The 23,814-nt window shown below is 38.5% G+C and carries 18 protein-coding genes; 3 read left to right on the top strand and 15 right to left on the bottom strand.

From position 1 onward, the window contains the following. Window positions 1–162: 162 nt before the first annotated feature. The 7 genes from AC1HJP_RS20680 to AC1HJP_RS20650 form a co-directional block, all read right to left on the bottom strand. Complete coding sequence (locus tag AC1HJP_RS20680) at window positions 163–363, bottom strand: hypothetical protein (protein WP_480363388.1); 201 nt, start codon at window positions 361–363, stop codon at window positions 163–165. Between the two features lie 176 nt (window positions 364–539). Continuing rightward, window positions 540–2,690 (bottom strand): winged helix-turn-helix domain-containing protein, encoded by a 2,151-nt coding sequence (locus AC1HJP_RS20675; RefSeq protein WP_480363387.1) that lies wholly within the window; start codon window positions 2,688–2,690, stop codon window positions 540–542. A gap of 259 nt (window positions 2,691–2,949) precedes the next feature. Beyond that, window positions 2,950–3,342, bottom strand: a complete 393-nt coding sequence (locus tag AC1HJP_RS20670; protein WP_480363386.1) for a DUF3325 family protein — start codon at window positions 3,340–3,342, stop codon at window positions 2,950–2,952. Then, a complete protein-coding gene (locus AC1HJP_RS20665) occupies window positions 3,339–4,922 on the bottom strand; it encodes a PepSY-associated TM helix domain-containing protein (RefSeq protein WP_480363385.1) in 1,584 nt (527 codons plus the stop codon). Before AC1HJP_RS20665 ends, AC1HJP_RS20670 begins: the two co-directional genes overlap by 4 nt. Further along, entirely contained in the window at window positions 4,919–5,215 is a 297-nt protein-coding gene (locus AC1HJP_RS20660) for a hypothetical protein (RefSeq protein WP_480363384.1), read from the bottom strand. Before AC1HJP_RS20660 ends, AC1HJP_RS20665 begins: the two co-directional genes overlap by 4 nt. A 329-nt stretch (window positions 5,216–5,544) precedes the next feature. Continuing rightward, the gene (locus AC1HJP_RS20655) at window positions 5,545–6,795 is read right to left on the bottom strand and encodes a hypothetical protein (RefSeq protein WP_480363383.1); all 1,251 of its coding nucleotides are present in this window, start codon (window positions 6,793–6,795) and stop codon (window positions 5,545–5,547) included. Window positions 6,796–6,933: 138 nt separating this feature from the next. After that, the gene (locus AC1HJP_RS20650) at window positions 6,934–7,650 is read right to left on the bottom strand and encodes a hypothetical protein (RefSeq protein WP_480363382.1); all 717 of its coding nucleotides are present in this window, start codon (window positions 7,648–7,650) and stop codon (window positions 6,934–6,936) included. A gap of 224 nt (window positions 7,651–7,874) precedes the next feature. Between AC1HJP_RS20650 and AC1HJP_RS20645 the strand changes: the two genes are divergently transcribed. Together AC1HJP_RS20645 and AC1HJP_RS20640 are read left to right on the top strand one after the other, a co-directional pair. Then, the gene (locus AC1HJP_RS20645) at window positions 7,875–8,744 is read left to right on the top strand and encodes a CHAP domain-containing protein (protein ID WP_480363381.1); all 870 of its coding nucleotides are present in this window, start codon (window positions 7,875–7,877) and stop codon (window positions 8,742–8,744) included. 242 nt (window positions 8,745–8,986) lie between these two features. Then, window positions 8,987–10,360, top strand: a complete 1,374-nt coding sequence (locus AC1HJP_RS20640; RefSeq protein WP_480363380.1) for a DNA phosphorothioation system sulfurtransferase DndC — start codon at window positions 8,987–8,989, stop codon at window positions 10,358–10,360. Here the strand turns inward: AC1HJP_RS20640 and AC1HJP_RS20635 are convergent. From AC1HJP_RS20635 to AC1HJP_RS20600, 8 genes are all read right to left on the bottom strand, one after another. Further along, window positions 10,318–12,951, bottom strand: coding sequence for a DEAD/DEAH box helicase (locus tag AC1HJP_RS20635; RefSeq protein WP_480363379.1), 2,634 nt, complete (start codon window positions 12,949–12,951; stop codon window positions 10,318–10,320). The two genes, AC1HJP_RS20640 and AC1HJP_RS20635, sit on opposite strands and share 43 nt — an antisense overlap. A 70-nt stretch (window positions 12,952–13,021) precedes the next feature. Beyond that, complete coding sequence (locus tag AC1HJP_RS20630) at window positions 13,022–13,639, bottom strand: class I SAM-dependent methyltransferase (RefSeq protein WP_480363378.1); 618 nt, start codon at window positions 13,637–13,639, stop codon at window positions 13,022–13,024. Window positions 13,640–13,886: 247 nt separating this feature from the next. Then, window positions 13,887–15,086 (bottom strand): hypothetical protein, encoded by a 1,200-nt coding sequence (locus AC1HJP_RS20625; protein ID WP_480363377.1) that lies wholly within the window; start codon window positions 15,084–15,086, stop codon window positions 13,887–13,889. After that, on the bottom strand, window positions 15,083–15,622 hold the full coding sequence (locus AC1HJP_RS20620; RefSeq protein ID WP_480363376.1) for a hypothetical protein: 540 nt from the start codon (window positions 15,620–15,622) through the stop codon (window positions 15,083–15,085). The genes AC1HJP_RS20625 and AC1HJP_RS20620 overlap by 4 nt, the downstream gene beginning before the upstream one ends. 229 nt (window positions 15,623–15,851) lie before the next feature. Next, complete coding sequence (locus tag AC1HJP_RS20615) at window positions 15,852–17,060, bottom strand: NYN domain-containing protein (protein WP_480363375.1); 1,209 nt, start codon at window positions 17,058–17,060, stop codon at window positions 15,852–15,854. A 776-nt stretch (window positions 17,061–17,836) separates the two neighbouring features. Continuing rightward, the gene (locus AC1HJP_RS20610; protein WP_480363374.1) at window positions 17,837–19,723 is read right to left on the bottom strand and encodes a M6 family metalloprotease domain-containing protein; all 1,887 of its coding nucleotides are present in this window, start codon (window positions 19,721–19,723) and stop codon (window positions 17,837–17,839) included. Window positions 19,724–20,904: 1,181 nt separating this feature from the next. Further along, a complete protein-coding gene (locus AC1HJP_RS20605) occupies window positions 20,905–21,852 on the bottom strand; it encodes a glutathione S-transferase family protein (RefSeq protein WP_480363373.1) in 948 nt (315 codons plus the stop codon). Between the two features lie 100 nt (window positions 21,853–21,952). Beyond that, complete coding sequence (locus tag AC1HJP_RS20600; protein WP_480363372.1) at window positions 21,953–22,447, bottom strand: DoxX family protein; 495 nt, start codon at window positions 22,445–22,447, stop codon at window positions 21,953–21,955. 158 nt (window positions 22,448–22,605) lie between these two features. Between AC1HJP_RS20600 and AC1HJP_RS20595 the strand changes: the two genes are divergently transcribed. After that, window positions 22,606–23,502, top strand: a complete 897-nt coding sequence (locus AC1HJP_RS20595; protein WP_480363371.1) for a LysR substrate-binding domain-containing protein — start codon at window positions 22,606–22,608, stop codon at window positions 23,500–23,502. Window positions 23,503–23,814: the final 312 nt, after the last annotated feature.

Raw genomic sequence — 23,814 nt, 5'->3', positions numbered from 1 at the left:
AACCTTTCCTTGATTGCTCTAACCTTTCCTTGATTGCTCTAACCTTTCCTTGATTGCTCTAACCTTTCCTTGATTGCTCTAACCTTTCCTTGATTGCTCTAACCTTTCCTTGATTACTTCAACCTTTCCTTGATTACTTCAACCTTTCCTTGACTTAAAAAACTAAAAGCATACTGAAGTACTAGGAGCGGCTTTACCTGGTAATGGCTCAACAACACACTTAAAACCAGAAGTTTTAGAAGGTCTTAGTGTGTCTTGGTTTGAATTAGCAACTTCACCGCCGTTTATTGCAGCCGTTTGTAAATACGTAAGCTTGGTATTAGAGAGCTCTTTGAGTTTTTTCTTATTAATGGCTAAGAACATAGTTCGCCTCATTATTGATAAAAATGAAGAATTAAGTTTATTTAAAATGTTTAAATATAACTGCATTCAAACACGAGCAAGCTTTAAAAGCTGAGTACATAATAGCGAGGGATTATGAAAATTGTCATGAGGGATTAGTTACAAATACCTGATAGAGCAAGCTCACATTTCAGTAACTATTTCGCACGCTCAAGTAAAACAACCTCGTTACTCATTAACTTATGAATTTGAAGGATAATTTTTTCAAAGTCTGACTTTTTAACAATCGAAAAATCAAAAATATAACTATCACTTTCTGAGAACTTATTAAACACAACTGTCTCTTTTCGTGTCTCTAAAGAGTATTTTATAAGGTTTTTTCCCGTTGAATAGTAGATATGATTATCCAAATAACGCCAGTTTATATATGGATAACCCTTCAAAGAAAGTAGAAGTTGTGAAGTCCCCTCGGCAGGATCAAATATGTGAAGGTTATTGTAAAAATCTTGATAAATGATTTTATTAGAAGATGATTTAAAAACTCGACGAGCATCATGATGAATAATTTTTTGAAGTTTTTCGGACTCTAAATCTAATGTCCAAATATGTTGTTCACTTTGGTTGCCTTCCAATATGAGTAAAAGTTTTGTCATATTTAACCATGCTAAGTGCACTACTTGATTGTCTAGTTTAAACCTATCTACCTCTTTCTTATCATCAGGTCTAAATAGAACAACTTGATCCCTTTGATGTAAAGCCATTAACCCATTACTCTTATTAAAATCCCCCCCAACGAGGCTATCCATATCCAAAGCTTCAGCTAATACCGTTAATTCTCCATTGGAATAAGTGTTTAGTTTTAAACCTTCATTTTCACTGAAAAAATAGAACCCGTTATCACTAGACATGGGTGAAAATTCATTATTTCTCGTGTCGGTTATCTGCTCAAATGTGTTGGCAATCGTGTTATAAGTATAAATGTCAGCATCTGAAGACTTAGTAGTTGCAATGAACGAATCACTGCTCACAACAATATTGCTGTAGTTTCTCGATGAAACTGCTGTTTTACTCAATGAAGCTAAATTCACATCATAAGAAAACAGTTGTCGTGACTTTATCTCGTACCATAAGAGTAATTGTGAGTCGTTATCCCACTCAACTCTATTTATCCTTTCATTAGACTCATGTACTTTTCTTTGCATGCTTCCATCTGGGTTGGCAATGTGTATTTGACTGATCCCTGTTTGCCTTCTTACGAAGGCTATTTTTTCTTTGTTGGGAGAAAGTGATACAAATCTATCTCCGTAAGAGTCAATATTTGGTGAGGTAACTTGAAACTCTTCACCTGTTTCTAAGTTTCTCGCAACTAGCGCTGACAAACTAGGTACATTTCGATAACCAAATTTTGTATAAATTATTCTATTGTGCTGCTCATCCGTCACCATACTCAAGATATATTGCGAGTCACAGTCTAAAACCTTTTCTTTAAAAGAAATTTCATTACTTACTTTAAAATCAGCACGCCAAATTTCACAAACTTTCATAGCGTTATTGATAATTTGATAGTAGATACTATTACTGTTTGAAGCCCAACCAATTGGATAGCTGTCGTGTTGCTCAGAAATGATTTTGGTGTTTTTATGCGTATCTAAATCGATGAGAAATATTTCATCAATCCCCGTTTTCACATTTTCTTTTGTTACCGCTAGTTTTTCATTTGAGGGAGAAGGACTAAGAGAAAAATAAATACTATCATCCGAAATTGAGAGTTTTTTTGATTCGAACTGAATGGACTCAGGCTCTTTTAGATACCAAAAACTGCCTGCTGAAACACATATAAAAATTACTAGAATTGATAGAAAAAACTGAGTGGAAAAAATTTGAAAAAACTTTATTTGCGCGCTTGCAGTCTTCTCTTGTTTGTATGAAGTTAAAATGGGTTCAATATGATGATCTTGTTGTGCATTTTCTTCTGATAGCTGATTTAAACGTTTATCTTCATCATCGACTTTTGTTTCTCTGACAAACTCCACATCTCCGACAAAGCTATACCCTTTTTTGTAATGCGTTTTAATTAAAATTTGTGCACTATCAGAAGATTTTAGGATCCTTCTTAAGTCTGATATAGCTTTATTAATTGCGTTATCATCCACATAGTGGTTTTCCCAGACACTACTGATGAACTCATCTCGTGAAACGATACGATTAGGATTCAAAATGAAATAACAGAGAATTTTATAGTTAAGCGGCGTTAGCTCTTGTGTTGTACCATCGCTGACTAAGCTACAACTTCTTGTTAAAAGCAACCAGTCTGCAAATTTAACCTGAGTAATATTAGCATCTAACAAAATCACACCACCTTTTTAACTAAGCAGCATTATTATAAATTTAAAATATTGCATATCAATCAGTTATTCATACTTTGATACACTCAAAAGCAAATCTATGTAAATGAATTATGTTGCATACTCAGAAATCACTCAGGAAAACAGAAACACTAGAACACTCAAATTTAAATTATGTTAAATTGAGTGTACTATTAATAATTTCATAGTGCTCTCGTCAAAAAATTATCAATAACGTTAGTGAAACCTAAAGATAAGCGCTTTATAAGCGTATGGTTAAGCTTGCAGCAAAAACCCCGTAACCTACTAAGTAGAAATAAGCCGAACTAGACGAAATGACACCAAAAATCTTTTTTGGTAACCATATTAAACTAGACGCAGTATTTGTCGGGTTAAATGCAAACATCACACTCACGAGACTGCCTAAAAATGTGAGTAAGGCGCACACCCATGCAATACCAACACCGACTCCATTATCAAAAACTAATAGCGCAACACTGATTGCCAGCAGTACATAACCTGCATGTCTAAAGCTAGATTCTAGTTTATTGTTTCTTTTGGGAAAATTTGAGATTTGTTTATTGTACTTCGGCATTGCAAGCAATAAACAAAGCAAAGCATGAAACATAATTAACATCGATAAAAGTATAATCATGATGCATGACCTCTTTTAAAATCAGGGCCTGCTGAGTGTTCTTGTTGATTAATTTTTACATTGAATATTTTATGTAGATAGTTACCTAAGACAAAACATGCCATTGCAACGGCGATACAAACTGCATCTACCCCAACAAATACCCAATTTTGATTAAGTAGACTAAACAGTAAATTGTGCTCCGTAGTAATAGCATTCACTATTGGCACTAAAGCGTACAAAAAGCCCGTCAAGAAAGTTAAGCTTACCCAAGCGTTATCCGCTTTTTTGGCAATAGCCTTTGAAATTGCAACTAAAATAAACGCTGAGAAAGTAATAAATAGCGAGTTCACTTCCCACATCGCACGTTCAGATAATTCGGTTGGCAATACCCTATTAGCAATCAAATACATAGCAATACCTGCAGGTAAACCTAACAAAAAAGCTAAATTGAGTCCTTCAGTAAACCGATAGCCAAAACTACCACCGCCATTTTTTTGGGCTTTAGTCCTTCTCTTTACAGTCCATAGCACCATACCAGAGGCAATCATGCCAGTACCCAGTAAACCTGTTAAAAAGTAAAGCCATCTGAGAGACGTTGACGCAAACAAGCCTTCGTGCAAAGAGCGGAGTACATAGTAGAATGACTTTGAAGATTCATGACCTATTTGCGCTTTGATTAGTTCACCAGTATTTGCATCAAATACCCATTTATCCCGACTATCACTCAAGTTTTTGTGCGTGCTGCCAGCTTCGAAAATGGCATTATTATCGCCTACATTCGACACAGAAAACCAGGCTATAGGCTTACCAGCTATCTCTGCATCAGCACGTTCTAATAACGTTTTTAACTCTAACGAAGGTTCACTTACACCTGACGCTTTCACGCTCGTACGACTGAAATACTCTTTAAAAAACGCATCTCTGCCTCCTTTTTCCTCACCATAATGCGCGTTCATTATGAGTGGCATCAGAGTATAAAGAAGTAACAAAAAGCCCGTAAAAGTGATCATGAAATGAAAAGGTAACGACATTACGCTCATCAAATTATGTCCATCTAACCATGCTGTTGGCTTCTTACCACGTCTGAAAGTGAAGAATTCTTTGAAGATCTTCTTGTGGATCACCACACCTGTGATCAAAGCCAAGAACATAAACATGGTCGCAACACCGACAATATAATAAGCAATTTTTGTGGGTATATACCTAAGTCGATAATGCATTCTATAAAGTGTTTGTCCACCAGCCGTCGCACGTGGGTTTAACTCCTCACCAGTATAAGGATTTAACTTTATGCGTTGGCGCTTGTTATCTGCATCACGGTAAGAAATCGTCAAAAACGGCTGCGTTCTATCAACAGGAAAGCTGACTGAATAGTTTTTTAAATCAGCACCCTTAGTCGCTAAAAACTGTTCAAGTACAGGCAATGAATCATCAGCAGTTGCATAAAATGTAGGTGTTTGAGGCGTCATCCAATCGTCGAGTTCATCATCAAAATAGCCAACAGTGCCAGTCAAAAAGATAAAAAACAGCACCCAACTTAATAACAGTCCAACCCAAGTATGCAACCAGGCCATTGATTGTCTAAATGCGCTTTTCATAATGGGTTACCTAAATTTAAAAGCAACCAACTAATAGCGCCTAAAAAGATAATTAAGATAGAAAGAAAACTCGCGGCTTTTTTAAGATTATTCACCCCGAAAGACCACATAACTACAGCTGGAAAAACAATAAATACCAGCATGGTCGACCATGCAACTGCATGCATTTTCTCAATTGGGAGTAAAAACGACACGCATAAACACAACAAAATCGAAAAAGCAGAGCCACCAATCACAGCAAGTAACGTTCTATTCATCACTTCTATTTTGTGGGTATCAAAAACTAAGCGCATGACAATCCAAGAAAAAACACAAGAAACAAAATGATAATAATTATCAGTTTTTATATCAATAATTTATTTGCAATAATCTTGAATAAGCGCAACTTTTACAAATGTAACAGCTGTAAGGTGGTGTAATTGCTTAGTAATCCAATTTTAGACACACTAACAGGGCTTTTATGAATGGATGAATAAAAGCGGGTAACACTGTCGTTCACCCACTAAGTTGATGTTGTATTACAACATCTGTGCTCTTAGAGCAGATAAGCTACTTAGTTATAGCCTTACCAATTCATTTGGTAAGGCTTTTTTAACAAAAAACGTACGATTAATTTAATTTTCTACTGATTATTACTTTTCAATTTTTCGGTCATAACCTCGTAATCTCTCATTAAACGTTCATGCCTTGTTTGGATATCAGAAAATAGCATATTATGTGGATCTACAATCGCTGCAACTTTCGCACGTCGGGCAGGTCGGCAAAGTTGTCGCTGTTCAAAGTCTAAGATTTGTTTTAATAAATCAGGCCTGTCTTTCTGAAAGTAATCGATATATGCATGAGCTGAAGCATAGAGTAGGCCTCTATTTTCATCTTTCCAACTTTCGTTTTCAGTAAGTAATTTGTCAAATTCTAATGGATAATAAACTAAACCAGTTGCATCATCCCACTCTTTTTGACTCATAAAATAGCCAGGATATCTAGTTTTAAACTGATACTCATAATATTCAGCAATACCCTCTGTTGACCACCTATTCATATAACCAAATTGAATAAAGTTAAATGCATGTGCAGTTTCATGCGCTATAGTTCCCAGGAATGACGTTAGATCAATTTGACCTCGATAATCAAGACGAGTCCGTGAAATGGCTAGATGCTTTGTTGGTGAATACAAGCCTGCACTAGTTTCAATATGATCTTCTGCACCTATCTTAGTCAGAATATCTGCATAGTCTGAATCAGTTGCAGCAATCCAAAGTTTGATCTCAGCAACATATAAACTATGACCTCCAAGTACCCTGATATAGTCTGTGAACATACGTTGAATAGTCTTATTGACCACTGACTCAATCTGTTTTGCAATGCCTTGATCAAAATGTGTATGTAAATTCCTAAAACTTCCATCTTCTACTACGAGAATTTCTACCGGTAATTCAAAGTCATAGTATTTTTCAATTTGTTTAGTTTCAGGGTTGTACAATTCTGTAAATGGCAGCTTTTTACGTTCAAGAGCAAGGCATGCCTTAACGTCATCACTTGAGGGAGTTACGCTTAACCAAGGGTGAGGCGCATGAGGATCTAACTTTGGCTTTCCGGCTTCAGCATTATTGTGCTTGGGCGGTAACCTCTCGTTTCCAACATTATCCTTCTTAGGCAGCGGCAGTTTTTTAATTACAACAGGTTTAGGCTCTTCATACTCAACAAATTCTGGCCTTTCATGAGAAAGCTCTAACTCTTGAGTTTCAACATCAATTTTAACTTTCTTTGGTTTATAAGTTGTTACGAATATAACAATGCCAATGCTACTGATAAGTAGAACAGCTATAAATATATACGCTTTCGAAAACCCAGCCTTAACATTAGAATCAGCCATCTACCAACCTCATAAATACTTCTTAAATCAAGCATTACACGGCTGAATATTTTCAACAACTAAAAACACATCAGAGTTGTAAATGGCTAAATTAATGCTAATAAGTTAGCCGAAATACTGACATATCATTCAGTAAAACTAATTTATTTCTCGGCGTATCAGATCGATCGTTCCAATTGCAAATGGCCCGTTTCCCACCGGGTCTTTATCGTTGTGAATGGTCATCCAATACCCTTTTGAATCACCAGAGCGAGGCATATGCATCATCGCCGTACCAATCCACACATCCGAATCAACCGGATCTTTAACCGTATAAACCAAGGCCGCAGTATCGCCCAAATGTTTACCTTGGGCCGAAAACTCACTCAACCTTGTAAGCTGCTTATCTCGCTTTAGCGTCCAACGCATTTTGCCGGTTAAACTTATATCTTCACCGAGCGTTTCAACTGTAATGTCTAAAAACTCATAATCATATAAAGAAGAATGAAATGCCGTTTCTTTACCCAAATCACTTGGAGCCAAATCAAGCCCTGCACCAATATAACGCGCCCTATATTCGGGTAGATACTGCTGCTCACTGCTAGTAAATCTGATTTCAGATAATAAGTGCAGTACAACACTTAACAGCACAACTCCCAAAACGACAACTACCAACAAAATGCCAGAGCGGCCATGAAAGCCTTTTACACTCTCTATTTGCTGCTCTGCTTGAATAGAGTCTCTATTTTTTACCTCGACACACAACGCACTGGCTTGTTCGTAATTAATGCCAAGTACATTAGCTATACGTCGTAGCTCAAATTCAGTAAAACTCTGTGGTTCACGCCATTTTTTATACAGGGTTGACTCCCCCATTCCCACGTCTTTAGCAAATCTCCGATTCGTCAGTCCTTGAGCTTCAATGTATTCCTTTATCCGTATCTCAATTGCACTTTTCAAAATAATATCCTTTATATTCAGTAAAGTAGAGTTAGATAGAGCGCTATGGATAGTACAAATTTACTTTTAGAAACTCAAGGTTAACATCTTGAAACATCTGCAATCGGGCAGATGATTAAAAACTTTTAAAGGAAATAAAGATGCTTCGCACAAATAAGCTATTTACCACATTCTTAATATCTTCTGTTTTCTCAACTGTGTTTGCTTCACAAGCATTACAAGCCCAAGAGCGCTGCGGTAATTTCACTTCTTCAGGAAACCCATTTCCATGTTGTGACAACAATAAAAATGGCTCAGAGCTAGATTCAGTAGACGGCAACTGTACATGGTTTGCTTGGAAGATGGCTAAAGATAACTGGGGTTACAGCCTAGAACAAAGAACGAGCGCATGGAGATGGGATATGGACCATCATCGAGCACAAAATAGAGAGAGTGGTTATATTTTTTCAAAGATCCCCAAATCTGGAACAGTTGCCATACAAGATAGAAGCTCAAAAAATAGGTATGGGCACGTTGCTTGGATAGATGAAGTTTATGGCAATCAGTTATTAGTTAAAGAGCAAAACTGCTTTAAAGAAGAACAAAATGAAGATGGTATATTTAGACCTAAAAGCGACTTTAATACATATCTAATGGGTCTAAGAATCGAAGACTTTGATGTCTCTTCTCGCCAGGTTAAAGTTAATCGCACTATTACATCGGAATTTCGAATTAGAAATGTAACTAGATGGACGACGTATAACGTTGCAGAGCTGCGACTTTCTATTCAAGACAGAAATGATAAACATCTAAGTTTCATGAAGAAATCCTCTGATCACTCAGAAGCTAAATTTAGGCCTCATGAATTTGGCTTTGCTAACGGTGGTGAAATGTTTGGCAGAACTAAGACCAATATAGTTCAAGCAAAACACTCATTTTCGCAAAAAGGCAACTACAGAGTTGTTCCACAATTAAAGCTATGGAGTGGTGAAATTATAAATCTTGGGTATTATGATATTAACGTTTATTAGTTCTTATCTGTAAAATGAAAAAACTAAGCTCTGTCTGGCTAACCAGCAAACAAACTCAAAAGCGCCTATAAATTTCAGGATGCGAACTCATGCACAAACGTGAACGTGGTGAGCTAAAATTTGAAAACGTGGCAGAGCTTACTTTCATTACTAAAATTAATAAACACTATAACAACAATATGTATTAAGCATAAAACAGCCCCATTCCCAAAAACAAGAAAATAGAGCAAGTTACTCAACGCATGAAGTTAATACACCAACACGACTTGGAAGAAGATTACGTAGATTTTATTGAGAACGAGCAGTTTTCCGGTCGTTATTTACGTGAATTTATTGCAGACACACAACGCGTTTACCTAGCTGATACGCGCCCATGGGTAATTGGTTACAGTGGCGGTAAAGATTCATCAGCTGTTATGGCGCTTGTTTATATGGCGCTATTAGGTTTACAGCCAGAGCAACGTCATAAACCTGTATTTGTAGTCGCGTCAGATACTTTAGTAGAAACACCTGTGGTTGTAGACCATGTAAATAACTCGCTAAAAGCAATCAACGATGGCGCTAAGCGTGATAACTTACCGATTACAGCACACAAGGTCACACCAAAAACCGACCAAACCTTTTGGTCGAACTTACTAGGTAAAGGCTACCCTGCCCCAACACGTAATTTCCGTTGGTGTACCGAGCGCATGAAGATTGACCCAGTAAGCACCTTTATTACTGAAAAAGTAAGCCAATACGATGAAGTTATTGTTGTATTAGGCTCTCGCTCACAAGAAAGTGCGTCGCGTGCGCAAGTAATCAAAAAGCACAAAATTGATGGCTCTGATCTCGCCGTACATACTACCCTTGCAAATGCATTTATTTATACACCTATCGATACATGGCATGTTGATGATGTTTGGAAAATCCTGCGTTTATGCCACTTAAAACAAGAAGAAACACCATACGGCCCGCGTAATAAATGGATAGATAAATACGACCTAGAGTGGGAAAACCCATGGGGTGGTAAAAACCTATTGCTTTGGAACCTTTACAAAGACTCTTCTGGTCAAGGTGAATGCCCGTTAGTCATCGACGAAACAACGCCATCGTGTGGTAACTCACGTTTTGGTTGTTGGACATGTACCGTAGTAACAAAAGACCGCGCAATGGAAAGCCTAGTAGCTAACGGCGAAACTTGGATGGAGCCCCTACTTAAATACCGTAATATTTTGTCGCGAAGTACGTCACCCGCACTTAAAAAGAAATACCGTAACCATATTCGCCGAAATGGCCGTTTAGCGTTTAAAACTCTAAAAGAAGATGGCGAAAAAGTATTACTCGACGACTACACTACAGGCCCATACCTACTTAAATATCGCCGCTTTATGTTACGTGTTTTACTGCAACTACAAAAAAAGCTCGAAAAGCATTTAAGTGGTCAAGCGCTAATTACAATCCCAGAGCTACATGCTGTGCGCCATGAATGGTTAAACGATCCTAACGAGCCAGATTGGGATGATTCATTACCTACCATTTTTAAAGAAGTGTATGGCTATGAACTGGATTCAGGTATTACTTCATTGTCAGGCTATAAAAGCTCTGACAAAATTATATCATCGTTCTTAAAATAATCTTTAATATCAAAAGTCATCTGACTTTTTATTTTGTCTATACATCTTTGAGTTAGTTGCTCCCAAAGTATTGGATCAAAGGCGACTATATTTAAATCTTTAGAGTGATATATAAATCGTTTGCGTTCGAACTTTTCAAATGGATTTTGCATAAGATTACGTGATACGAAAGATATATCATTCAGTTTATCTTCCTCATTAAAAGGGCACCTAGCCTTTTCCAGTTTCCCATATTTTTCAAATAGAAGAACATAATAACTTTGATACTTTTTAACTAATTTAGATAGCTTTACTTCTCCATGCTCATCACAAAGAGTAATAAATGATAACAAGAAGAATATTTTGTATGAGAACGCGTAATCTCTCTTTTCTAAGAACTCAAAAAAATCATCTCTTCGAGTTGCTTCAGTTCGTTCTTTAATATTTTTTTCTTTCCTTATAGCCGTTAGTTGATTTTGGCTAAAATAGTTAAGTACTTTGTTTCCAAATGGATGAGTTTTTGTTGGGTATATTTCGCCTTTTTTTATCCACTGTTTAACCGTACTTGTGGATATAAATAACTCTCTAGCTAGTTGCTCTTCGCTGAGTAAGTCACCAAACTCTTTTTCAAAGTTAAAGATATTTATTTTTTCTATTTTGCGTTCTCCTTCCCACATATTATCAAGGACTAAAAGTTCATCGTTCAATAGATTTTTCTCAGTTCTTATTATATCTGAAAATGGTTGATAATCAGTCAAATTGAATAAGTTATGAACTGACCATGGTTGTAATGCAGTTCCATAACTATCTACAACATCTATCACAATCAATGCTTCTTTCCCTTCATATTTGCGTGTTCCGCGCCCTAACTGTTGGGTATAAAGCACTTTTGACATTGTTGGCCTAGCCATGACAAGAATTTCTGTTTGGGGTGCGTCCCAGCCTTCATTCAATAAGTCACAAGCACATAAAAAACGTATTTCACGTTTATGGTAGGCTTCAATACCTTCCCGATCTTTTCCATGTACTGCTTTTGCACTAATACCACTTTTTTGCATGAGCTGGGCCATACGTGTTGCATGCTTTATGTCAGTACAAAAAATCACACCTTGCTTTAGAGTTTGATTCTCTAAAAGGGGCGTTGAGAAATATTTATTTAGTAAATCTACGATGAGTTGATCTCGTGAAGGAACTAGTAAAGTTTTATTTAGATCCGCTTTTACATAATCCTTACCATTAAACCGTACTTGCGATAAGTCTATGTTTGACTCCAAGCGGTAACATCTTATCTGAGGTGCAAGACCTTTAGCGATAGCTTGTTCTAAAGTTAGGTCTACTGAATACTTACCAAATATTTCTTCAAGCTCCTGACCATCCAATCTTTCATCTGTGGCGGTAAGGCCTAAGAGTGTTTTAGGTTGAAAATACTCTATTACTTTTCTAAGTCCAGTAGCTGCTGCTTTATGAGCTTCATCAACCAGAATATAGTCAAATTCTATTTGACTTAAATTTTGATAATGTCTGATTAAATAAGCACTCGTTTGAACAGTTAACTGCAAAGAGTGGTCATTAAAATCTTCACCTACTAATAAATTTGGTAATCTAAGTGATATACGCATTTGCAATTGTTTTTTTAAAGCTGTGCTAGGGACAATTGCAAGTGCTCTTCTGGAGTTACTTTTTTCAATTTGAACGGCTAAATCTTGAATAAAAACTTCTGTTTTACCTGTTCCGGTTGGTAATACTACTAAAAAGGTATTTTTACCTAGTTGACGTTGATGGTTTAAATTTTCTACAGCATCTTCTTGATGTTCATATAGTTTAAACGACAACTCTCTCTGGGCTAAAAATTGAGGCGTTCTTTTAAAATACTGTGAGTCACCAAAATAGTTACGCATCTGCTCTTTGAATTTATACTTATCCGCCATACCTTTTAATGACCAGCGGTAAACTAAGTACCCGTCATATATTAGAGAATTTTGTTTAAAGAGCTGAGTCCTATATTGCTTCTTCTGTGTGAATAAAGGGTGATGGTAACGCTCACCATTAAGTTCTATTGCTATATCACCATGAAATTTGGTGTTAGAAGTGTTACAACGTTTTAATAAAAAATCCACATATCTAGTATGCCCTCGGCAATCAATATATTTACTTTCTGCCTCCAAAGCATAGAAATACTTTTCACCATATACCTCTGCAAACAATTCAGTAAAGTGATATTCTGGAGGTGTAGGGTCTATATGCGACTCAGAACGGTTTTGACCATAAACTCTGATACATGAGTTGGTGTTTTCTTCAGGTCCTAGGAATAGTTCCGCCTCATCAATAAATATCTTTATTTCACTTTCAATATCCTTGGAATTATTATCAACTAAGAATCTATATAACCCATTATAGTGATGCATCAGTTTATTTTGATAACTGGTATAGTCAATGTATTGATATTCATCTGAATTTTTACTATACAAATCAACATCTATAAAAACAGCGGGAAAAGATAATTTTACATATAAACAGCCTATCGAGTTTCTCTCGCGTAGTTTATAACCATACCCCTCCATAACTTCATTAATAAATTCACTTAATTTCCTTTTATCAGATAAATTCCCCAAGCTTTTACTCCGTATTAATTGAAGAGTTTAGAACTAAATAAAGTTAAATAATGCTTCATTAAATGATTAACTAGGATGCTTTCCTAATCAACCCATTCAACCAAATCTCGCCTTTGCGCTCAGGCCTTTGATCTTCGCTTTGCCATGTTTTTTCAATCGTTAGTTGTGGCTCTGCATCTATCAATGCTTTTAGGCTTTCTTCGGTTAAGTCAGTGAAGTGGCGGCCATTTATGTCTCGCTCACCTTCACCATACTTAAAGCTAACGTATAACACCCCGTTTGGTTTTAACGCATTGGCAAGCTTGGTGAAACGATCGGGTAATTCGCTGTGCGCGACGTGCAGTAAGCTTGCACAGCACCAAATGCCGTCATATTGGTTTTGGTCGTTAATTTGGCGAAATGTTTTTACGTAAACAGGCTGCTCTAGGTGAAAGCTGGCGATTTCTGCCAGTTCTGCAACCGCATCAAATGCCGTGACTTTATAGCCAAGCTTTTTAAAATGCAGTGCGTCTCGGCCCGAGCCACAGCCTGCATCTAAAATATGCGGTTTTAAACCATTCGGGCAGCCTTCTGCTGAAGGTATATGCGGTAAGAATGCGTTGTAAAACTCGCCCATATCTATATGGAGCGTGCTGTTGGCGAATGCGCTGGCGTTCTGAGCGTAGTAGTCGAGCGTTTGTTGTGTCATGTGTTTATTCTTTACCAGTGTGAGAGTGGTGACGTTGGGTTTCACGCCTGTGCAGTTTTAATATAGCTGCTGCTCACCAAGTTTCTTTGTAACTTAGTTGATTGCTAATTTAGCTTAATTTTTTGTAGATGAGTAGTGATAAGAATCAATAAGTTATTCATGTTTGGTCTGATTATTTTAAATTGCTTTTAATATAAGCAGATAACCCGACGTAAAGCCGGTGCTACAACACATTTTAATCTATTTATTACCTTCTTGTTTTTGTAAGAAACCATTTTTCAAAGTCGCCTTTGATATTTGGGTGAACATAAAGCAAATCCATCGTTATCTGCTCAATATCTAATTTGTGGCACCGGTTGTACGCTTTGTAATTAAGTGCATTGATTATTATTGAGCTTGTTTTGTCATTGAGTAATAAATAAGACATCCACACCCAACTGCTCGCATAATGATGTAGTACATCTTTTGCCCTCCATTGATGACTATCTTTACTAAATAATTCGTAAAAGCCTAATGGCATTTTGTCTTCTTGCACCTTATCAAGCCAATTAACCGAATTTACCCACCTAGCACTATTTTTATTTCTTCGAACTGCACTTAGATAAGTTGCGAGTCCTTCATTTATGGTGGTATTTAAAAGACCAAAGTTGGTATACAAAATAGTGTGAATTGCTTCGTGTGCTGCAGAATTTATTGTCTTGTTATCATCATGACGCATAATAATAAAAGACTTATTATGATAAGGGGAATACACTCCATTTGTTTTTGTTCCTTCAATATTTCTGATAGTTATACCGTGCGCTCGCAAAGCATTTTGATACTCTTCATAGTCGGCAAAAATCTGCATCTCTATCTCAGTGACATAAGTAAGTTTAATACCTCTGAAGTGAAAATAACTGAAAACCCTTCTTAGATTTTTTTTAATACCCTCACGAATAATTTGCTTTTGTACATCAGGTATATCACCAACAAAAGTTATACTTCCCTTAGCTTTACTACCTGCTGTAATTGGTTGCCAAGGAACATTTTTATTGCAGCCACGAATAAACCCCTTGACGTAAACACTGTCTTTAAGAGAAAAGTCTGTGTCATCACTATTCGACTCAGGTTTTATACTTCCCCGACTGTTTTGTTCGATTGCTTTTGTGGAATCTGTATCTTCTATATTTCTAAATGTAACTTCAAAATCGTTATAGGGCTTTGCAGGTATTTCCTGACTTGGTTTTTCATTTATGTAATGACGTAGCTTAGCGCCTAAATTAGTAAACCCGTGATGGCTAAAATGATGTTGCAAATTTAAAAGAAAAGGTCGGAGTTTGTTTTGCTTCGAGACATTTTGCTCAACGTTAATAAAAGTAACTAAGTTGCCAATTACAAATAACGTGACACAAGCAGTAATAGTAGAAGTCAATATGATTGATTCAAGCTTTAATGTTGTTTTATTCATTTCGACTCCTTTGCTTTCAATGTATTACTTAACACCGCTTTTAAATTTTCTAGCTCTAATAGATACACTTGCAATTGCTCGTCTACTTTAGCAATGTAAGCTTTGGTAACAGGTTGTGTTGACTCTTTAATCTTTTGTAGATGTGCTTGAAGTTGTAAGCTGTTGAATTGAGCCTGTCCACTATCAATATATTGATTTGCGATTGGTTGTAACTTGTTAACCCCTTCGTTTAGTTGACTGGTTAAGCCTTTAAATTCTATTAAATTGAAGCTTGATTCTCCGATGTTTTGTTCGTGAATAAATAGCGATAAATGTTCTACAACACTAATAACGCCAGTTATATCATCAATATTGTCTGCAACACTGCTTTTCAAATTGTCAGTCACAATTTCTTCGGCTGACTTATCCTCATTCACTAAAGAAAAAACGGTTTCACCAAAATAACTGTGTAAATCAAAACTTTTTTGCAATTTACTCAGATATTTTTGCTGCTGTTTTATCTTTTCAACAAGCTGCTCGCCGAGTAAATCTTTCAAAAATAGCGACTGGTCAATTTTGTGAAACACGGTGTAAGTTGTAAAAGTAATGATTATTGTGAATAGAAAAAATACTACTCTGTATTTGAGGAGCCTCTTTAATAGGTTAAAAAGACGCCTGTTACTGGTGCGCGGTTTATAAATTGAGTTTGACTGCCAGCGATTTTTCGAGCGCGTCAAATAATCATGCGGCTTTCTGGGTCGCTTAAACATTATAGAAGCTCCTAAATTAACGCGTCGACAAATGGTTTATCCAGCGCTGAATTAAACTTCTTTCTTTTGAAGTTAGACTCACTGCATTTAATTGGCATTTCTTGAACACAAATCGGCTAAATGCAATTGCTAAACTTTGTGCATCGTCATTGTATGAGAGCTGATGCCCTGACCCTCTGATCCGTATGATCACACTTTCGATTTGATTAAATGTCAGCTCGCTATCAAGTCTTTGTGCTACGAACTGCACAAGCCTTCGGGTTTTAAAGCATTGCTTCTTTAAGCCCTTCTCAAGAGAGGTAAACAAGCGATTCATCAATGACAAATTGGTCGTAGGTAAACCCGTAATTGATTTAAGCTTTTTAAATAAAATTCTGATTAAACTCACAGACTTTTTTACGGGCGTAGTTAGTTTGGGTTTTATTTTTTGGGTGCCACATTGAAGGTTTGTTTGCACTGTCTGAATTGCTTGGCTCGTCTTGCTAATTACAACGTTTGGGTAGCTCCCCTTTAAACTATATTCGCTTGGATCATATAAGTAGCCACTGTGATACTTAATGTCGTCGAGCGGGAGTGCTTTTATAAAATCACCAAACTTTTTGAAACCATACCGAGGAAGGTTATTTGAGATCCCTTTGAATAAAGGAGTGTGCATAAACTCGTTAATGTGAACAGGCTTACCTTGCTCGATTAACTGAATAATGTATGCCAGCGCATCTCCGAGATGCTGACTATGAATGACATCTACTTTTGCCGCAGAATCATTCAGTAATTTATCTAGCTTTAGACTTCGACTAGCAGATAACAGATAGCACTCACTCACTTTTCTGCCGAAATAGCCAATTGTGCTTTTTACACCTTTATCACTTGCTTCATTTACCAACGGGGTAAAATCAGCATCAGCGCTTAGGACATAAAGTTCACTCAATCGAGCGTCTGATAAAAGCAATTTCATAGCATCAATGACAAGTTTCTGATCAGCTGCGGTTTTTCCGTGGTATGTGAGCGGAGGACAATCTATTATTTCAAAGCCTGCTTTTTTGAGCTCTTTAGCATATTTGCTGAACATAGCGCAGTTAATATAAACTCGCTTTATCGAAATAGGCGCGCTTAACTCAAGCTTTTTAAAAACTTCGATGAGTAATTCTGAAGAGAAATCACGAGAAATTTCATTAATATAGCAACCATAAAGGTTGTCAAAATCTATAAATGCAGCGCTTAGCATAAAATTCTCCTCTACAGCTCATTAATATAAATGTTGTTTATAAAAATGCCTTTCGCAAGGAAGCGGGTACAAATGAATTACTCATCAGACTAGTGCGTTTTGTTTTTGAGTGTTTACAGGGAGGGTTTGCTATAAGGTTATTTTGATTTTCATTGATAAGATTTTACCCGACATAAAGTCGGTGCTACCGAGTTAAACAACCCCAGTAGCAGCGAATTTATTTCGCGTATTCTTTGAAAACGATAACCCGTCTTAAAGTCGGTGCTACCGAGCTAAACAACCCATGTAGCAGCGAATTCATTTTACGTTTTCTTTGAGAACTAGAACCCGACGTAAAGTCGGTGCTACCGAACTAAACAACCCATGTAGCAACGAATTCATTTCGCGTTTTCTTTGAGAACTAAAACCCGACATAAAGTCGGTGCTACCGAGCTAAACAACCCATGTAGCAGCGAATTCATTTCGCGTTTTCTTTGAGAACTAAAACCCGACGTAAAGTCGGTGCTACTGTGCTAAACGACTCCGGTAGCAGCGAATTCATTTCGCGTATTCTTAGAGAACTAAAACCCGACGTAAAGTCGGTGCTACCGAGCTAAACACCCGGTAGCAGCGAATTTATTTCGCGTCTTATGTGAGTAACGCTTACCCGACGTAAAGTCGGTGCTACCGAGCTAAACAACCCCGGTAGCAGCGAATTTATTTCGCGTTTTCTTTGAGAACTAAAACCCGACGTAAAGTCGGTGCTACCAGCATATTAGCACCGAAAGTGGGTATGGTTATCTAATCTCTTCTAAACGATAGTCGCCGGCGCCAGAATACGAATAGACAATATATCGATAATAGCCTGAGCTCGCTTGATAGCTAATTGACTCTGTTGATGTTTGCGTTTCAGAGATAGCTACTTGCTGCCATCTTCCGCCCTGCCAACGCTCTATTTTCAAATCAAAATCTGCGGTGTTTGGGCCAGTTAGCTTTAAGCTAATTGAACCGCCACCATACTGAAACCAACTGCCATTTGGTTCTATGGCCTGTTGTTTATCAGCTAAGTTGCCCGTGTAAACGGTGCCTTTAGGCGGGTCGATAATTTGGCCGTTAACTGTAAAACTAATTGTTTGTGCAGGGCTGCTGATATTCGAAATTTTTAAACCCGAATCACTGCCATTCCACCACAATGCATTAGTGCCGCGCGAAGTTTGTGCGTTGGGCAAGGTGTTTGAAAACTCTCCTGCATAATCAAATAAGTCTGAACTATCGCCACGATTGCGCTTGTATTCAGGATCGCGATTACCATCAGCGTGTTCCATTTGAATATAGGGTTTCCATTCATTTGAGTTGCTACCCGAGCTGTCAACGTGCCAAATTGCTAGGCCTTGATCAGGTTGTTCTGAGTTCTGCCCGCTTTTATGAATGGCTTCGATATAAAACGCTTCATTGCGGTTACTTGGGTTTGTCCATTTGTACGACGCATTAGAACCTGAAGTATGGCTCAGTATGCCTTTTGGTGCATTTGCATTAATTGCTGGGTTTAACTCTGTGACAGTGTCCCATCCTGCGATTGCTCGAAAATGTGCGACTGGTGGGGTTGGTTTAAACCGGTTTGTTTGCCCTATTGCGCCATATCCCATTACACCAAAACTGGCGACCGAGCCCTCTGAACTTCCGTCGTAATCATATAAGTCGGGCCAATTCGTGATTAAGTGACCAGATTCATGCACAAAGGTACCAATTGATAAACTACTGCGCATGTCTGTAATTTGGTAGCGGTCGGTACAGACGCCATCGGCACAAAATCTTGGGCTTAAGCGTGCCATGTGTGGCCATAACCCTTTCGACCAACTGCTGTCTGAATTACCTGCATAGAAAATGTTTAAACCACGAATTTGCTTACTACTGTTGGTAGTGAGTGTCGAAAAGTCAAAACCTTGTTGATACTCAAGCCAATCTAGCGCTTCTTTGATCAACTCTTGTGAACGAACCGTTGAGCTTAAGCTTGAATCAGCATAGTAGGCTTTGTTCTTTTTTGCCGTGTAGTACTGGGTAACTGTGTTCGTGTAATCAAGCTTTCCACCCGACACCGATTTAAAATAGCCTCTTACCGACTGTGCATTACCAAATTCAGTATAGGTGTCGTTATTTAAAAAGCGCTCAATTTGCGCCTTACTGATGGTGCCTCGCTCATCAGGAAAGTCGATAATAATAGTAAGGCCTTTCACTTGCCCTGATATTTGCGCATCTAACTGTGTAGTTTGCATACGTGTTTGTGCCGAGTGAGTATGCGTATCATGCTCGCCTAACATGCGCTGCTGCTGTGCTTCAACTAAGCGCTGTTTGGCTTCGGTGCTTAGCCCTGCTTGTTGAGTTCGAAGCTGAGCACTTTGAATGCCCAACTGATTTTTAGTGCTGACTAAAATGCCAGTTGAGATTAACTCGCTCTCCTCGTCATTTAATTTAGCATATGCCATACCTTTTAGTGCATTGTCAAAAATAACAAGACGGCCATCAGCCGTTCTTTGCTCTGCGTAAAAGCTATTACCATTGAGTGTTAGGGTTATCACTTCACCATTAGGTTGAGTGAACTGGTATTGCTCATTCTTATATGGAATAGCTGCAAATGCCGTGGTGCTGCATAGCAAGGTTGCTAATGCGGTGAGTTTTAAGTTCATGATTATTCCTTTCAGTTTATTTGTCCCCAAATCGGACAAATAAACTATTAACCTAAAATTTACATTTAGCAAATTTTTTGTGAAAGGAGTTGGAAAGGTTACCCGACGTAAAGTCGGTGCTACCGAGCTAAACACCTGGTAGCAGCAAATTTATTTCGCGTCTTATGTGAGCAACGCATACCCGACGTAAAGACGGTGCTACCGCGCTAAACACCCGGTAGCAGCGAATTTATTTCGCGTCTTATGTGAGCAACGCATACCCGACGTAAAGACGGTGCTACCATGCTAAACACCTGGTAGCAGCGAATTTATTTCGCATTTTCTGTGTGTAACGATTACCCGACATAAAGTCGGTGCTACCGTGCTAAACCCTCGGTAGCAGCGAATTTATTTCGCGTTTTATGTGAGTAATGCTTACCCGACATAAAGTCGGTGCTACCGTGCTAAACCCTCGGTAGCAGCGAATTTATTTCGCGTCTTTTTTGAAACTTTTACACGACGTAAAGTCGGTGCTACCATGCTAAACCCTCGGTAGCAGCGAATTTATTTCGCGTTTTATGTGAGCAACGCATACCCGACGTAAAGACGGTGATACCGCGCTAAACACCTGGTAGCAGCGAATTTATTTCGCGTTTTATGTGAGTAATGCTTACCCGACATAAAGTCGGTGCTACCGAGATAAACAAACCCGGTAGCAGCGAATTTATTTCGCGTTTTATGTTAGTAATGCTTACCCGACATAAAGTCGGTGTTACCGAGCTAAACCCTCGGTAGCAGCGAATTTATTTCGCGTCTTATGTGAGTAACGCTTACCCGACGTAAAGACGGTGCTACCGCGCTAAACACCTGGTAGCAGCGAATTTATTTCGCGTTTTATGTGAGCAACGCATACCCGACGTAAAGACGGTGCTACCGCGCTAAACACCCGGTAGCAGCGAATTTATTTCGCGTCTTTTTTGAAACTTTTACCCGACGTAAAGTCGGTGCTACCGCGCTAAACACCCGGTAACAGCGAATTTATTTCGCGTCTTTTTTGAAACTTTTACCCGACGTAAAGTCGGTGCTACCACGCTAAACACCCGGTAGCAGCGAATTTATTTCGCGTTTTCTGCATGTAACACTTACCCGACGTAAAGTCGGTGCAACCGTGCTAAAAACCCTCGGTAGCACCTGAGAATGTTTTAAAGGGTTCCGCGATTATGCGGCGCGTTAAAGTCTAACTCTGGACCATTTGGGATCACGCCAGTTGGATTAATGGTCTTGTGACTCGCGTAGTAATGCTCTTTGGTGTATTCGATATTAACCGTATCGCTAACTCCCGGTACCTGATACAACTCTCGAACATAATTGCTGATATTTTCGAAGTCTTTCAGTTGAGTTCGATTACATTTGAAATGCCCAAAATACACGGCGTCAAAGCGAATAAGTGTCGTGAACAAACGCCAATCGGCTTCGGTAATTTGCTCGCCAACTAAATAACGATTTTTACTTAAATGGTCTTCTAGCCAATCTAGACTATCAAATAAAGCATCATACGCTGTGTTATAAGCTTCTTGTGTCGTTGCAAAGCCCGCTTTATAGACGCCATTGTTTATGGTGTCGTAAATACGTTCGTTCATCTGATCAATTTCAGGCAATAAAGCTTTTGGACTGTAGTCATCTGTATTGCCAGTGAGTTCATTAAACGCAGTATTAAAAATACGAATGATCTCCGCTGATTCATTATTGACTATGGTTTGGGTCTTTTTATCCCAAAGAATTGGAACCGTCACGCGGCCTTCATGACTTGGATCTGATTTTAAATACAGCTCATAAGCATATTTAAAACCATAAAGCGGGTCTTTTTCATCATCAAACTCCCAGCCATTTTCTAGCATTTGAGCTTGTACAACTGTGACATCAATGAAAGATTCAAGCCCTTTTAGCGCTCTAAAAATCAATGTGCGGTGCGCCCAAGGACACGCTAAAGAAACATAAAGGTGATAACGGCCAGCTTCAGGTTGATAAGGGTTATCACTATCTGTGCTAATCGTGTTTCGAAATTTACTGTCTTGGCGTTTAAATGCGCCTTTGCTTTCTTTGGTGTCGTACCACTTATCAACCCATTTGCCATTTTGTAATAAACCCATAATAAATCCTCTCAATGCTATAAATATTTTGCTTAAAAGAAGTCACTTATGATCGGTGACTTCTTTACTTTAACTTTTTGCGCTCTATAAAATTTCGAACTTATATTTCGATTTTAGTTGTTTGCAGTTGAAGCTGCGCGTTACCTTGGCTAGAAAACTTAGACGTTAAAACACGGTCTAGCGAAAACTTACCGCCACCTTGGAATACCAAGGCTACGCTCATAGCAAACAGTGATAACGCAAATTCATACCCATTGTTCGACATAAATAAACCGTTTTGGAAATGCACTGCAAAAATAGCCACCAGCATAGTAAAAGCAAGTGCGACGGCGGTTGGTCTAGTAAGTAAGCCGACTAGTAAAAATATTCCGCCGAAGAACTCTGCGCTTCCCGCCATAAGTGCCATTAAATAGCCCGGCGCCAAGCCAATTGATTCCATCCACTGACCTGTGCCTTCAAGACCATAGCCACCGAACCAAGCAAATAACTTTTGTGCGCCGTGGGCGATAAATAAAATACCTGCGACTACGCGAAGTGGTAAAGCTGATAGTTGCTCGTCAGTTTTTAGTACGTTTAGTAAAGTTGATGTGTTCATTTTGCTGCTCTCTTAAATTTAGTTAATTGTGTTTTTCAGTGTTTCTCTGAAGAAGTGAGTTCATTATAGGTAAGCATGAGAAAACAAATAACTGGCAGAATTTGACAAGTTAGTTCAAAATATTTGAACAATAGTTTTGAACATGTTTTTTAAGTGATATGCAGCACTCTCCTCTAACATTAGAAGCTTTACTGGTACTCGATGCCATTGACCAACGTGGTAGTTTTGCCAGTGCCGCTGAGCAGCTTAATAAAGTTCCATCAGCGATTTCGTATATTGTGCAAAAACTCGAAGAACAACTGGGGGTGACCTTATTTGTGCGCCGAGGTCGACGCTCTGTGCTAACTCCAGCAGGCCTGCACCTTCTAGAAGAAGGCCGCAGAGTATTACTCGCGGTTGGTAAATTGACTGAGCAAACGCAAACAATCGCCCACGGATGGGAGCCCAAAATACGTATCGCTATTGATACCATTGTGGACGAGCGCAAAGTTTTTAAAGCCTGCCATGCATTTTTAGCTGAACACGAAAACATAGAACTCGACTTTAAAGAGGAAGTGCTCAACGGCACATGGGAAGCATTAATAGAAGACGAGGTTGATTTGGTGATCGGTGCATCAGATCCCGTTCCAGTGCAGCAAGGCATACGCGCAAAAACCCTGACCGAATACCATAGTGTCTTTGTAGCAACGCCAGAACACCCACTTCATAAACTAGGCAGAGACATTGAAGCGTCTGATATTCTTAAATATCGCACCGTGGTTGTTCACGATTCAAGTCGAAACGCCATTGCGAAGTCGTCAAACATCATTGAAGGTTCAAAACACTTATATGTAAGCAATTTGCAGCAGAAAATCTGCGCCATAGAGGCCGGAGTCGGAGTTGGCTTTTTACCAGTAGATCAGATAACTAGTCAGATTGAATCAGGCACATTAAAAACATTAACGTTGGCGGAGCCTTCAATACCGCAACCATTAAATATTGCTTGGAAAGTGGTGAACAAAGGAAAAGGGTTAAGAGCATTAGTTGAGTGTATTGAGACCGCATTTTCAGAATAAATCTTACCCGACATAAAGTCGGTGCTACCGAACTAGACACCCGGTAGCAGCGAATTCATTTCGCGTTTTCTTTGTGTAACACTTACCCGACGTAAAGTCGGTGCTACCGAACTAAACCCCAGTAGCAGCGAATTCATTTCGCGTCCCCTTTGCGTATCACTTACCCGACGTAAAGTCGATGCTAGCGAACTAAACCACGGTAGCAGCGAATTCATTTCGCGTCCCCTTTGCGTATCACTTACCCGACGTAAAGTCGGTGCTACCGAACTAAACCCCGGTAGCAGCGAATTCATTTCGCGTCCCCTTTGCGTA

The organism is Pseudoalteromonas sp. NFXS53 (assembly GCF_056629255.1).
Note: the sequence above shows the minus strand (reverse complement) of the source record. Positions and strands in the feature narration are given on the sequence as shown.